The sequence below is a fragment of the Ectothiorhodospira lacustris genome (genome assembly GCF_022227785.1).
Lineage (GTDB): Bacteria > Pseudomonadota > Gammaproteobacteria > Ectothiorhodospirales > Ectothiorhodospiraceae > Ectothiorhodospira > Ectothiorhodospira lacustris.
Genome location: NZ_JAJNQM010000035.1, coordinates 19,985 through 33,474, shown reverse-complemented (window position 1 = coordinate 33,474; position 13,490 = coordinate 19,985). Strand labels below are relative to the sequence as shown.

The window sequence follows — 13,490 nt, the reverse complement described above, 5'->3', positions numbered from 1 at the left end:
CCCCCTCACCTCAGCCCCTCTCCCACAAGGGGAGAGGGGCTTTATTGCCCCCTCCTCCAAATGAGGTCAGCGCAGGGACACCCGTGCAAAACGTCGCTTGCCCACCTGGTAAACCGCTTCGCTGCCGGCCTGCACCTGGACGCCGGCATCGTCCACACGCTCACCGTCGATCCGCACCGCTCCCTGACGGATCATGCGCATCGCCTCGGAGGTACTGGACACCAGGCCGGCTTCCTTGAGCAGGTTCGCCAGCGGCAACGCCCCTTCGGAACTTTGTACCGTAACGGCCTCGATGTCGTCAGGCATCGCCCCTTTTTGGAAACGCTCGATAAAGGCCTGCTTTGCCCGGGCCGCCGCCGCCGCATCATGGAACCGACCCACCAGCTCCTCGCCCAGCAGGAACTTGATGTCACGGGGATTGGCGCCCTCGGCCACGGCGCGGCGGAAACCCTCGATCTCCGTCATCGGCCGGAAGGACAGCAGTTCGAAATAACGCCACATGAGCGCGTCGGACACGGACATGATCTTGCCGAACATCTCCTCGGGTGCCTCGGTGATACCGATGTAGTTCCCCAGGGACTTGGACATCTTCTGCACGCCATCCATCCCTTCCAGAATGGGCATGGTCAGCACCACCTGCGGGGATTGCCCGTACTGCTTCTGCAGTTCACGCCCCATGAGAAGATTGAACTTCTGATCGGTTCCCCCCAGTTCCACATCGGACTGCAGCTGCGCCGAGTCATAGCCCTGGATCAGGGGGTAAAGGAATTCGTGGATGGCAATGGGCTGACCCGAACTATAGCGCTTGTGGAAATCGTCCCGTTCCAGCATGCGCGCCACGGTATGGCGAGCCGCCAACTGGATCATGTCGACAGCCGTGAGCTTGCCCATCCAGGTGGAATTGAAGCTGACCCGGGTGCGTTCCGGATCTAGAATCTTGAAGATCTGCTCCTGATAGGTACGGGCATTCTCGGCCACCTGCTCCGGAGTGAGCGGAGGACGGGTACTGTTCTTGCCGCTGGGGTCACCGATCATGCCGGTGAAGTCGCCGATCAGAAAGATGGCCTCATGCCCCAGATCCTGGAACTGGCGCAACTTGTTCAGCAGCACTGTATGCCCTAGGTGCAGATCCGGCGCCGTGGGATCGAAACCGGCCTTGATCTTCAGGGGCCGTCCGGCCTTGAGCTTCTCCCGCAGCTCATCTTCCAACAACAGCTCATGACAGCCACGACGAATAAGCTCAATCTGATCTGAAACTTCAATCATTTCCTTTCTCTTGTCTCTTGGATGCTTGCATGAAGGGCGGCGATTTGACATCGGGATGGAAGGCGATGATAACCAAAGAAACGGCCCGGTACACGGCCCCACCCTTTGACGACCTTTGCGAGAACCTGCATGCCCGAACGCTACATCGGCCTGATCTCAGGCACCAGCATGGATGCCGTGGACGCCGCCCTGGTGGAATCCGACGCCGACGGGCTGCGATGCCTGGGGGCCATCGCGCACCCATTTCCCGACTCATTAAGACAGGACTTGAGAAGACTGGCGTCACCGGACTGGCGGGGTGATCTGGATGAGTACGGGCGCCTGGACGCCCTGACCGGCGACCTGTTCGCCCAAGCGGCCCTGTCCCTGCTGGCACAAACGCAGGTCCCTGCCGCCACCATCACAGCCATCGGCAGCCATGGGCAGACGGTGCGCCACCGTCCGGATGCGCGCCCCTCCTTTAGCTTGCAGATCGGCAGCCCGGCCCGAATCGCCCGGATCACCGGCCTGACTGTGGTGGCGGATTTCCGCAACGCCGACATGGCCGCCGGCGGCCAGGGCGCACCACTGGTGCCGGCCTTTCATCAGGCCATGCTGCGCCATCCGGAGGAAAACCGCGTGATATTGAACCTGGGCGGAATCGCCAATATCACCTCCCTCCCGGCCTCGATCCAATCTCCCGCCCAAGGCTTTGACACCGGCCCCGCCAATACACTGATGGATCATTGGGTTCGGCATCATCGCCATGAACAGCATGATGAGGATGGGCGCTGGGCTATGGCAGGACAGGTGGTGGAAGCGCTGCTGACGCGCTGGATGGCGGACCCCTATCTGGGCCTGCCGCCGCCCAAAAGCACGGGAACGGAATACTTCAGCCCGGCCTGGCTGCAGGCCCATCTGGCGGCCTGCGCAGGGGTGTCGGCAGTGGACGTGCAACGCACTCTGCTGGAATTCACGGCCGGGAGCGTCGTGCGGGCCATCGAGACCCATGCCCCCGGAACCGACCGGGTGATTGTCTGCGGCGGCGGCGTACACAACGGCGCCCTGCTGGCTCGCCTACAAACACTGCTGACGGGTTGCATCGTGGAGCCGTCCAGCCGCCATGGGCTGGACCCGGACTGGGTGGAGGCCATGGCCTTTGCCTGGCTAGCCAGGGAACGCATGCAGGGAAGAACGGGGAATCTGCCCGCGGTGACGGGGGCATCCAGGGCCGTGATACTGGGGGGGATTCATGCCCCGTGACCGGGGGGCGGCATCCCGCCGGGAGGATCAGGCCTCCCGGGCCGGCTCTACCATCCGATCTGCGACCATCGATCGGGCCTGTGCCGAAGAGGCTTCGGCATCCCAGTCCCGGGCCAGCCGGAGAGCCCTGTCGACCTGTTCCGGTGTCATCTCGGCGGCATACTGCTTGAGATTCTCCTCGGCCTGGGCATAACCCTGAAACGCGGCCAGTTGCGTCCACATGTAGGCCTGGACCATGTCCTGCGAAACGCCCCGACCATTGGCGTGGAGCACCCCCAGATTGGACTGGGCCGAAGGATTTTCCAGATCTGCCGCCACCCGGTACCAGTGGGCGGCCCGAACCTCGTCCTGGTCCGCACCAATGCCGTGCAGATACAGGTAGGCCAGGTTGCACTGGGCACTGGTACTGCCCTGCTCCGCGGCGAGGCGGTACCAGTGCATGGCTTGGGCCTCATCCTTGTCGACACCCCGACCATGGACGTACATCAGGGCCAGGTTGCCCTGGGCATTCAGATCACCGTTCTCGGCCGCCATCCGGTACCAGCGGATCGCCTCGGCATCATCCTGACGGACGCCCTGCCCCCTGGCATACATGTAACCGACATTGAAACGGCCGGTGTCATGACCCAATTGGGCCATCATGCGGTACCAACCGAAACGGATCAGGGCAACCAGCCGGGAGAGATTCATGCCGACAATCCCGTCAGACAGAGAATGAAGACCCACAACCACAGGTCGTAGTGGCATTGGGGTTACGGATCACGAACTGAGCCCCTTCCAGGCTCTCCGTGTAGTCGATCTCGGCCCCCATCAGGTACTGGAAGCTCATCGGGTCGATGAGCAGGGTCACCCCCGCCTTCTCCACCGCGGTGTCACCTTCGTTGACTTCTTCATCGAAGGTGAAACCGTACTGAAACCCGGAACAACCGCCGCCGCTGACAAAGACGCGCAGCTTCAGCTCAGGATTGTTTTCCTCATCAATCAGGGACTTCACCTTGGCGGCCGCGGAATCGGTGAACACCAGCGGGCTGGGCATGGCATCGGTGCTGGTTTCGGTTGCGCTCATTTTGTCTGCTTCTCCATGGTCGCTGTCTCGTGCCCGGAGTGGGCGATCACGCTACGCTATCATTGGCTTACGGAAATGGTCAAGAATCCTTGGTTGCGGTACTCGGCAGCCTGGTCTTGGGTTCGGCCTCATCAATGCCCTTCCTGCCGACATCGTGCCGTGACTTCTCTGCCGGCACATCCAGATGTTCCAGCCGCATGGGCTCATCGGACCGCCTGACCAGACTGCCATTGACCTCGGCGCCGGCGGCCATCTCGATCAGAGTGTAATGCAGATTGCCGCGAATCCGTGCATGGGGAGCCAGTTCCACATGCACGGAGGCATGCACATCCCCTTCCACGGAACCATTGATGATCACCCGAGGGACCCTGACATCCCCTTCCACCAAGGCACCCTGGTTAAGCACCAGAATGGACTCCTGCCCCTCATCATCGGCCAGCAGATTGCCTCGGACCGTACCCTCCAGGTGCAGGCCACCGGAAAATTTCACGTCACCGGTGATGACCGTGTTACGACCCACGATGGTATCCACCCGGGCCGCCTTGAGCTTCTTACGACGGGACCACATCAGGGACTGCCTCCACTGAGATTGAAAAGGGATTGCCACGGCAGGGACTGCTCCGTGGCGCGAAGCCCGCCGCCACCGGGCTCGGCCTGGATGATCAACCGTTCCGGCAGCAGATGCTCAGGGAGCACCAGACGCCCGTCGAGCACCTGAAAATAGCGGAAGGAAAATCCCCGGCCCCGGGCCTGATCCGGGGAAATGGCCGCGTGGTCATAACGCACCTGCTCACCGGCATTACGCCCTTCCAGCCCCAACCGAAGGATACCCTCCACCACCTGACTGCCCTGCACCTGGGTCAGCACCACCTGGTAGAAGTAATGGCCGTGATGTTCCGGGTCGGGTTCCAGCCGCACCCGCTGGATATGCAACCCCCGCTCCAGGTCTTCGGGTGAGATGATGTTGCGGTAGAAATCCAGTTCCTCCGTCAGGTGGTAAATACGCTGCTCCATTTCATGGATCGACGAGCGGACCCGCGCTGAAGCCTCCCGTTCGATCATGAGATCTCGTTCCAGAGCCGCATGACGCTGCCTGAGCCGACGGTGGGCGGTTTCGAGATCCTTGTAACGGGGGCCCAGTTCCGCGATCTGCAGATCAGTGTCCTGCCCATACAAAAGGCCGTGATCATAGCCCAGCCGATAACTCTGCCACCCGGCAAGCAGCAGGCCCCCCAACAGCGTCACTGCCACCAGGAACAGCTGCCAGGGGCGCCACTGGCCGGCGTGGTGATACCCGGCATGAACCCGTCGCCTGACCATCCTGTCAGGGCAGCACAGCGATGGATTCCAACCCGAGCGCCTCCGGCAGTCCGAACATCAGATTCATGTTCTGCACCGCCTGCCCGGAGGCACCCTTGACCAGATTGTCGATGGCGGAAAGCACAACAACCGTATCGCCGCCGCCGGGCCGGTGCACCGCCAGACGGCACAGATTGGTCCCGCGGACACTCCGGGTCTCCGGGTGGCCGCCGGCGGGCAGCACATCCACGCAGGGTTCGTCGGCATAGCGCTGTTCATACAGGGCCTGCAGATCCGCATCGGGATGGGTCAGCGTGGCATAGAGGGTGGCCAGAATGCCGCGGATCATAGGCACCAGATGGGGTACGAAAGTCAGCCCAGGCGGTTGCCCGGCCACCGCGGACAGAGTCTGCAGAATCTCCGGCAAATGCCGGTGCCCCAGCACGGCATAGGCCTTGAAGTTCTCGGCAGTCTCACACAGCAGCGAACCCACCTGGGCCTTGCGCCCGGCGCCGCTGACGCCGGACTTGGCATCGGCCACCAACCGGTCGAGGTCCACCACGCCCTGCTCCAACAGGGGCAGGAACCCCAGGGTGACGGCGGTGGGATAGCAACCGGGCACGGCGATCAGACGGGCTTGGGGAATTCGCTCACGGTTGAGCTCAGGCAACCCATAGACCGCTTCATCCAGCAGTTCGGGCGCCCCATGAGGCTGCTCGTACCACCGGCTCCACAGCCGCGGGTCCTTGAGACGGAAATCGGCGGACAGATCGATGACACGGGTGCCCCGGGCCAGCAGCTCACCGGCCATGGCATGAGCCACGCCGTGGGGGGTGGCAAAGAAAACCACATCGCACTCGCCCAAGGCGCCCGGATCGGGTTCCTGAAACACCAGCGGCCCCTGCCCCCGCAGGTTCGGGAACAGGGATTCCAGCGGCTCGCCGGCATTGCCGCGGGAGGTGACCACCGCCGGCTCCACCTTCGGGTGGGCCAGCAACAGCCGCAACAATTCAACACCCGTATACCCGGTGGCCCCGACAATGCCTGCCCTTATCACCACATGATCTCCCGCTCAGCTATGAAACACTCGGTCCAGGGGATGATACCCCCGCCCAGGGGGATCATCATACATGCCCATGACCACCGGTTTAAGATCGAATATGGCCGTGCAGCGCCGTGGGCGATTAAGATACGGTCCCTGCCCTTTGCAACACGGACACGGCTGATGAAAATGAACAAGAGAGACCTGCTGATAGGTGCCTTCCTGGTGGTGCTGCTGGGCGGGCTGCTTGCCCTGTGGCTGGCCCCGGAAGGCCTGCGCCCCATGCCCAGGGTGGCGGTACAAACCCTGGATCAGTCCCAGGTGGACCTGGCCTCACTGGAAGGCCGTCCGGTACTTCTCACCTTCTGGGCCACCACCTGCATCAGCTGCGTGCAGGAAATCCCCCATTTACGGGATATCCACGATCGCTACCATGAGCGCGGCCTGAAGGTAATCGGCGTGGCCATGGCCTACGACCCGCCGGAGCAAGTGGCGGAGATGGCCCGGAGAAGAAGTATCAACTACACCGTGGGACTGGACACCACCGGCGAGGTCGCCGAGGCCTTCGGCAACGTGCGCCTGACCCCCACCTCCTTCCTGATCGCCCCCAACGGACGGATCGTCTACCAAAAGGTGGGAGAGATGGACTGGCAGCAGGTGGAACGCCACCTCTCCCGGTGGCTGTAGGTGATGGCGGATTGCGGTAAGACGGGCTGAATATCAGGTCTTGCCGGCCCGCACCAATCCACCCAGTCCGGCCTGGACCAGGGCGTTGTTGAGCAGGGCACGGATGGCCGCCGGCTCCTCCATGGTCATGCACTGAGTCAGCAGCTCCCGGGCGCGCGCCCGGGAGAAGCTGCGAATCACCCACTTCACCCGCGACAAGGAGGCCACGTTCACACTGAGGGCATCAATCTCCATGCCCAGCAGCAGGATCACCGAAGCCGGATCAGCGGCCATCTCCCCGCAGACACTGATGGGCTTGCCGGCCTGATGAGCGCCCCGGGCGGCATGGCTCAGGGCGTGCAGTACCGCCGGGTGCAAGGCGTTGTACAGATCCGCCACCCGAGCATTGTTGCGATCCACCGCCAACAGATACTGGACCAGGTCATTGGTGCCCACGGACAGGAAGTCCACCCTGCGCGCCAGGGCCTCCGACAGATAGACCGCTGAAGGGACCTCGACCATCACCCCCACCCGGGGCACCGGAATCACATAATGCTCATCCAGCAGCTCGTCCCGTGCCCGCTGCAACAATTGCAGGGCATCCTTGAGTTCGCCCAGGGAACTGATCATGGGGAACAGGATGTGGAGATTGCTCAGCCCCTGACTGGCGCGCAGCATGGCGCGTAGCTGAGTCAAAAAGATCTCCGGGTGGTCCAGGGTGATGCGGATCCCTCGCCAGCCCAGAAAGGGGTTGTCTTCCACCACCGGGAAATAGGGTAAGGCCTTGTCCCCGCCCACGTCCAGGGTCCGCAGCGTTACCGATCGCGGGTTGAATGACATCAGGACCTCACGGTAGATCTCCGTCTGTTCCTCCTCCCCGGGGAAACGGTCCCGGATCATGAAGGGGACTTCGGTGCGATAGAGGCCGATACCATCGGCACCCGACTGAATGGACGGGGCGATATCCGCCAGCAGGCCGCTATTGGCATACACCGGCACCTCGCAACCGTCCTGGGTGATTGCCGGCTCCTGGGCCAGGGTCCGCAGGCCGTCCGCCAGCTCCTGCTCCTCTTCCTGCAGATGCTTGAACTGCTCCAACAACTCGGGACTGGGCTGAATGTAGAGACTGCCCCGGTAGCCATCCACCACGATCTCACGGCCTTCCAGCCGCCCCACCGGCAGATCGGACACACCCATCACGGCCGGGACCCCCATGGCCCGGGCCAGGATCGCCACATGGGATGAGCCAGTACCCTTGGACGACACTACCCCGGCCAGACGGTCCGCCGGCACCTCGGCCAGCTGGGTGGCGGTCACGTCCTCCCCCAGCAGGATGGTGCGTTCGGGGAAATCTTCAGGACCACGCACATGGGACTGCAGGCGCATGAGGATACGCCGGGCGATATCCCGCACATCGGTGGCCCGCTCGCTCAGATAAGGATCATCCATTTCTTCAAAGGCCCGGGTACTCTCCCGCACGGTGTCCCTCAGGGCGGAAGGCGCCCAGCTTCCCGCCCGGATGCGCTCTACCGTGCCGTTCACCAGGCTATCGCTGCCCAGCATCATCACGTAGGCATCAAACAGCAACAGCTCCTCTGTCGGTAAGATGTCCTGCATGCGGCGCTTGATCTCGTTGAGCTCATCCTGAACCGCTCGCACCGCCTCGCGAAAGATCTGCTCTTCCTCGTGGACATTCTCCGCATCGCGATCGGGCACGGAATCCAGGTCAGCCAGGGCATAGGCCACTACCCCCTGGCCCACCGCTACGCCGGCGGCACCGGGAATGCCGGTGATCTGCAGGTTTTCCTGGGCCGGGCGCTCCCGCCGCCGCCCCACCTCGCCGATCAGCTCCGCATGACTGATGGCACCGGCCAGCTGAGCCGCCAGAGTGATGAGAAAGGCCACATGCTCATCATCGAAGCGCCGACGCTCCCGTTGCTGCACCACCAGCACCCCAAGCATGCGCCGATTGTGCACGATAGGTACGCCCAGGAAGGCGTGATAACGTTCCTCACCGGTTTCGGGGAAATACTTGAAGCGAGGGTGGTCGGGGGCGTTCTCCAGGTTGACCGGCTCCGCCCGCTCCGCCACCAGGCCCACCAAACCTTCGCCGGCGGACATTTCCACCTGACCGACGGAATCGGGATTGAGGCCCTCGGAGGCCATCAGCAGCAGCCGCTGCCCCCCGGGTTCGCTCAGATAGACGGAACAGACATCGATATCCAGTTCCTGCTTGACGCGTCGGACGATGATGCCCAGGGCCGACGTCAGATTGTCGGCGGCGCTTACCTCCAGAACGATGCGTCTGAGAACATGGAGCATGGGATAGGGTTGCCGGTAGAGGGGACCGCCGCCGCGGCCCGGGTGACTCAGAGCCGGCGGGGGCGGTAGCGCCGCTCGGCAGGATAGGAGGGCACATCCTCCTGAAACAGTAACGGTGCCAGCTCCCGCAGGGCCTGGCGGTACACGTGACGCTTGAAGAAGACCACCTCACGCATGGGGTACCAGTAATCCACCCAGCGCCAGGCATCAAACTCCGGATGAGGCGCGGCGTCCAGACGGACACGACCGTCATCCCCCACCAGCCGCACCAGAAACCAGACCTGTTTCTGACCAATGCACAGAGGCCCCGGCCGACGCCGGATCAGATGCTTGGGCAGACGGTAGCGCAACCAGTCCTGGGTGTAGCCGACGACTTCCACATCGGCAGGCTCAAGGCCGGTCTCTTCCGCCAGTTCGCGGTACATGGCCTCCGTCGGCGACTCATCCCTTCGGATCCCCCCCTGAGGAAACTGCCAGGCCTGCTGCCCGATGCGCTTGGCCCAGAACAGGCGTCGGTCCCGATTGCACAGGATGATACCGACGTTGGGCCTATAGCCATCACAATCAATCACTTAACGAGGTCACTTGGAAGCTGGTCTGTGAATTGCATTTTTTCACAAGCGGAGCCGATCGGCAAATGCTCCAGGGCAAGCTTCAGGCATGATGGCCTTGACCCGACCGTGCTGAGTAGAATGTCACGATTCAAGCAAGCGATGATAGAGGAGACACGCAGTGAGCCTTGCCCTGTTCGACCTGGACAACACCCTCCTGGCAGGAGACAGCGATTACGAGTGGGGGCGTTTCCTCGTGGATCGGGGGATCGTAGACGCCGATGTGTATCAGGCCCGCAACCTGGAGTTCCTTGAAGCTTACAAGGCCGGCACCCTGGATATCCTGGCATTCTGCCGTTTCTCCTTCTCGCCGCTGGCGGCCAATACCCTGGAGGACCTGCTGGCCTGGCGCGAGGAATTCATGGAAACCCGGATCAACGCCCTGATCGCTCCCCGCGCAGAGGAGGTCCTGGACCGGCACAGGGAGGCTGGTGACACCCTGCTGATCATCACCGCCACCAACCGCTTCGTCACCCAGCCCATCGCCGAGGCCCTGGGGGTGGACAATCTGCTGGCTACGGAACCGGAATTCCGCGACGGCGCCTATACAGGAGAACTGGAAGGGATACCCTGCTTCCAGGGCGGCAAGGTGAGACGCCTGGAACAATGGCTGGCGCAGCGGCCCGGCATGGGACTGCAAGGGAGCTGGTTCTACAGCGACTCCCACAATGACCTGCCGCTGCTGGAGCGAGTCGACAATCCGGTGGTGGTGGACGGTGACGAGAAGCTCACCGTCACGGCCAGGAATCGGGGCTGGCAGCAGATATCCCTTCGCTGAAACCGCCCACCCGACCTGCGCCCTTCTCCCCCGGGGGAGAAGGGCCGGGGATGAAGGGAAGGGGAAAGTCAGCCGGCCATTTCCTCAAAATCCGATTTCTCCGCACCACACTCGGGACACACCCAGCCTTCAGGCACATCTACCCAGGGCGTCTCCGGCGCAATGCCGTCGTCCGGTAACCCCTTGGCCTCGTCATAGACGAATCCGCAAATCACGCATTGATAAGTCTTCACGGCAAACCGACCTCCGCTGGTGTGATGCCCCTGGCCTGGCCCGGGCAAGTGATACACTCTGATGGATTACCCATTGGGAGCTTATCATGACCGCCACTCCATCGGTTCCTGTCGTCATGACCCTGGCGGGGCACGACCCCACCGGAGGCGCCGGCATTCAGGCCGACATCGAAGCCATCCTCAGCATGGGCTGTCATCCTGTGTCCGTGATCACCACCGTCACGGTGCAGGACACCGCCGACGTGATCGGCATCGCGCCCCTGGAGGCAGAACTCATCGTCCAGCAGGCGCGGGCCGTGCTGGAAGACATGCCGGTAGCCGCGATCAAGATCGGCATGATCGGCTCCATCGAGGCTGCGCAGGCCATCCATACCCTGCTCACCGACTACCCGGACCTGCCGGTGGTCCTGGATCCGGTACTGGCCTCGGGGGCCGGCACCGCCCTTGCCACGGAAGAGATGGTGGACGCCCTCAACAACCTGCTGCTGCCCTTCACCACCCTGCTCACCCCCAACACCCTGGAAGCCCGGGTACTGGCCCAGGGCTGCGACACCCTGGATGCCTGTGCCATGTTCCTGCTGGATCAGGGCTGTGAGTATGTGCTCATCACCGGCACCCATGAAAACACGCCACGGGTGCAGAATGTGCTTTACGGCAACCACCGTCGCCTGGAAACCTATCCGGCGGACCGTCTGGCTGGAGAGTATCACGGCTCCGGCTGCACCCTCTCGGCGGCGATCGCCGCACTACTGGCCCAAGGCATCGACCCGGCTTCCGCCGTGCATGAGGCCCTCACCTACACCTGGCACACCCTGGACCGGGCCCACCGGCTGGGCATGGGCCAGCTCATCCCCAACCGCTTGTTCTGGGCCAGTGACGAATCCGAGGATGAAGAGCCGGAACATGACGATACCGCCCATTTCTAGGCATGTTCGGCCACTGCGGGGACTCTATGTGATCACCCCCCAGGATGGCGGCGAGGCCCTGCTGCGACAGGCGGAAGCAGCCCTGGCCGGCGGCGCACGTATCCTCCAGTACCGGGACAAGAGCCGTGACCATGACCGTCGCCTCGCCGAGGCGACGGCACTGCGCCGGCTGTGCCGTCGCCATCAGGCCCTGTTCATCGTCAATGACGATGCCGCACTGGCCTCGCGGGTGGCGGCGGATGGTGTCCACATCGGCAGTGATGATGGCGGCATTGCCGAAGCACGCGCCCTGGTCGGCCCCGAACGGATCGTCGGCGTCTCCTGCTACAACCGACTGGAACTGGCCTGCCGGGCGGCGGCGGCAGGAGCGGACTACGTGGCCTTCGGCGCCGTGTTCCCCTCCGGCACCAAGCCGGAGACCGTCCACGCGCCTTTGAGCCTCATCCGGGAAGCCCGCCGGACCCTCGCCCTGCCCATCACGGCCATCGGCGGCATCACCGAGGACAATGCCGACGCGGTCATACAGGCTGGTGCCGGGATGCTGGCCGTGGTGCAGGGCGTGTTCGGCGCCAAGGATATCCGGGCCGCCGCAGCCCGCTTGAGCGCCCGTTTTTGATCCAGGCAAGGTTTGCCCTGCTTTGATTTTGCCCGGCGCGCGGTATCGAGTATCTTGTAGGGCTTTATTTGCGACAGCCCCCATTCACCAGCCAACACAGCGAAAGATCACCTCATGACAAAATCCCATGATCTCTTCCAGGCAGCCCAGAAGCACATCCCCGGTGGCGTGAACTCTCCGGTCCGCGCCTTCAAGGGCGTGGGCGGCGATCCGATCTTCATCGAACGCGCCCAGGGCGCCTACATGTACGATGCGGACGGCAAGCGCTACATCGACTACGTGGGCTCCTGGGGTCCGATGATCGCCGGCCACGCCCACCCGGAAGTCATCGCCGCCGTGCGCGAGGCGGCCCTCAATGGCCTGTCCTTCGGTGCCCCCACCGAACTGGAGATCCAACTGGCCGATCGGGTCTGCGAACTGGTGCCCTCCATGGAAATGGTGCGCATGACCAGCTCCGGCACCGAGGCCACCATGAGCGCCATCCGTCTGGCCCGTGGCTTCACCGGTCGCGACAAGATCCTCAAGTTCGAGGGCTGCTACCACGGCCATGGTGACTCCCTGCTGGTGAAGGCCGGTTCCGGCGCACTCACCCTGGGTGAGCCCAATTCCCCCGGCGTACCGGTTTCCCTGGCGGAACACACGCTGACCGTCAGCTACAACGACCTGGAGCAGGTCAAGGATGTCTTCTCCCAGGTGGGCAACGAGATCGCCTGCATCATCGTCGAGCCGGTGGCGGGCAACATGAATTGCATCCCCCCGGCCCCCGGCTTCCTGGAAGGTCTGCGCAGTGTCTGCGACGAATACGGCGCCCTGCTGATCTTCGATGAAGTCATGACCGGTTTCCGCGTCGCCCTAGGCTGTGCTCAGGCCTATTACGGCATCAAGCCCGACCTCACCACCCTGGGCAAGGTCATCGGCGGCGGCATGCCGGTAGGCGCCTTCGGTGGCCGTCGTCAGGTGATGGAATACCTCTCCCCCCTGGGTCCGGTCTATCAGGCGGGTACCCTGTCCGGTAACCCCATCGCCATGACCGCGGGCCTGAAGACTCTGGAGATCCTCTCCACCCCGGGCTTCCATGAGGACCTCACCGCCAAGACCGGGACCCTGGTCTCCGGCATCCTGGGCGAGGCGAAAAAGGCCGGCATTCCCATGGCCGCCAATCAGGTGGGTAGCATGTTCGGCCTGTTCTTCACCGACCAGCCGGAAGTGACCAACTTCCATCAGGTCAACCAGTGCGACGTGGCCCGTTTCGGCAAGTTCTTCCACCTGATGCTGGATCGGGGCGTCTACCTGGCCCCCTCCGCCTTCGAGGCGGGCTTCCTGTCCAGCAGCCACAGTGCAGAGGATCTGGAGGCCACCATCAAGGCCGCCGCCGACGCCTTCAAGGCCCTGGCCTGATTCAAAGACGGCGTTTGCCGTTATC

The 13,490-nt window shown here is 63.3% G+C and carries 15 protein-coding genes; 6 read left to right on the top strand and 9 right to left on the bottom strand.

The genetic code is table 11. The annotated features are described in order from the left end of the window. Window positions 1-66: 66 nt before the first annotated feature. On the bottom strand, window positions 67-1,266 hold the full coding sequence (gene tyrS / locus LQ952_RS08520; protein WP_238622237.1) for a tyrosine--tRNA ligase: 1,200 nt from the start codon (window positions 1,264-1,266) through the stop codon (window positions 67-69). Between the two features lie 129 nt (window positions 1,267-1,395). Here tyrS and LQ952_RS08515 point away from each other — a divergent pair, with 129 nt between their 5' ends. Further along, complete coding sequence (locus tag LQ952_RS08515; protein ID WP_238622236.1) at window positions 1,396-2,508, top strand: anhydro-N-acetylmuramic acid kinase; 1,113 nt, start codon at window positions 1,396-1,398, stop codon at window positions 2,506-2,508. A 27-nt stretch (window positions 2,509-2,535) separates the two neighbouring features. Here the strand turns inward: LQ952_RS08515 and LQ952_RS08510 are convergent, their stop codons facing one another. The 5 genes from LQ952_RS08510 to argC form a co-directional block, all read right to left on the bottom strand. Continuing rightward, window positions 2,536-3,198, bottom strand: a complete 663-nt coding sequence (locus LQ952_RS08510) for a tetratricopeptide repeat protein (protein ID WP_238622235.1) — start codon at window positions 3,196-3,198, stop codon at window positions 2,536-2,538. Window positions 3,199-3,211: 13 nt separating this feature from the next. Next, on the bottom strand, window positions 3,212-3,574 hold the full coding sequence (erpA, locus tag LQ952_RS08505; RefSeq protein WP_238622234.1) for an iron-sulfur cluster insertion protein ErpA: 363 nt from the start codon (window positions 3,572-3,574) through the stop codon (window positions 3,212-3,214). A gap of 79 nt (window positions 3,575-3,653) precedes the next feature. Continuing rightward, window positions 3,654-4,142, bottom strand: a complete 489-nt coding sequence (locus LQ952_RS08500) for a bactofilin family protein (RefSeq protein ID WP_238622233.1) — start codon at window positions 4,140-4,142, stop codon at window positions 3,654-3,656. Continuing rightward, entirely contained in the window at window positions 4,142-4,894 is a 753-nt protein-coding gene (locus tag LQ952_RS08495; protein WP_238622232.1) for a DUF6776 family protein, read from the bottom strand. The genes LQ952_RS08500 and LQ952_RS08495 overlap by 1 nt, the downstream gene beginning before the upstream one ends. 4 nt (window positions 4,895-4,898) lie before the next feature. Continuing rightward, window positions 4,899-5,930, bottom strand: coding sequence for an N-acetyl-gamma-glutamyl-phosphate reductase (gene argC, locus LQ952_RS08490; RefSeq protein ID WP_238622231.1), 1,032 nt, complete (start codon window positions 5,928-5,930; stop codon window positions 4,899-4,901). Between the two features lie 168 nt (window positions 5,931-6,098). Here argC and LQ952_RS08485 point away from each other — a divergent pair, with 168 nt between their 5' ends. Then, a complete protein-coding gene (locus LQ952_RS08485; protein WP_238622230.1) occupies window positions 6,099-6,602 on the top strand; it encodes a peroxiredoxin family protein in 504 nt (167 codons plus the stop codon). Window positions 6,603-6,635: 33 nt separating this feature from the next. Here the strand turns inward: LQ952_RS08485 and ptsP are convergent, their stop codons facing one another. After that, window positions 6,636-8,903: a phosphoenolpyruvate--protein phosphotransferase gene (ptsP, locus tag LQ952_RS08480; RefSeq protein WP_238622229.1), complete on the bottom strand. Its 2,268-nt coding sequence runs from the start codon at window positions 8,901-8,903 to the stop codon at window positions 6,636-6,638. A 47-nt stretch (window positions 8,904-8,950) separates the two neighbouring features. Continuing rightward, window positions 8,951-9,475 carry an RNA pyrophosphohydrolase gene (locus LQ952_RS08475; RefSeq protein WP_238622228.1) on the bottom strand — a complete coding sequence of 175 codons (525 nt, stop codon included), beginning with the start codon at window positions 9,473-9,475 and terminating at the stop codon, window positions 8,951-8,953. A 160-nt stretch (window positions 9,476-9,635) separates the two neighbouring features. On the opposite strand from LQ952_RS08475, the gene LQ952_RS08470 reads away from it, so the two are divergent. Then, entirely contained in the window at window positions 9,636-10,292 is a 657-nt protein-coding gene (locus tag LQ952_RS08470) for a histidinol-phosphatase (protein WP_238622227.1), read from the top strand. Window positions 10,293-10,360: 68 nt separating this feature from the next. Here LQ952_RS08470 and LQ952_RS08465 read toward each other — a convergent pair whose 3' ends face one another. Then, the gene (locus LQ952_RS08465; RefSeq protein ID WP_238622226.1) at window positions 10,361-10,525 is read right to left on the bottom strand and encodes a rubredoxin; all 165 of its coding nucleotides are present in this window, start codon (window positions 10,523-10,525) and stop codon (window positions 10,361-10,363) included. Window positions 10,526-10,611: 86 nt separating this feature from the next. On the opposite strand from LQ952_RS08465, the gene thiD reads away from it, so the two are divergent. From thiD to hemL, 3 genes are all read left to right on the top strand, one after another. Next, window positions 10,612-11,451, top strand: coding sequence for a bifunctional hydroxymethylpyrimidine kinase/phosphomethylpyrimidine kinase (gene thiD / locus LQ952_RS08460; RefSeq protein WP_238622225.1), 840 nt, complete (start codon window positions 10,612-10,614; stop codon window positions 11,449-11,451). Then, complete coding sequence (thiE, locus tag LQ952_RS08455) at window positions 11,429-12,067, top strand: thiamine phosphate synthase (protein WP_238622224.1); 639 nt, start codon at window positions 11,429-11,431, stop codon at window positions 12,065-12,067. Before thiD ends, thiE begins: the two co-directional genes overlap by 23 nt. 114 nt (window positions 12,068-12,181) lie before the next feature. Further along, window positions 12,182-13,465 (top strand): glutamate-1-semialdehyde 2,1-aminomutase, encoded by a 1,284-nt coding sequence (hemL, locus tag LQ952_RS08450; RefSeq protein ID WP_238622223.1) that lies wholly within the window; start codon window positions 12,182-12,184, stop codon window positions 13,463-13,465. Window positions 13,466-13,490: the final 25 nt, after the last annotated feature.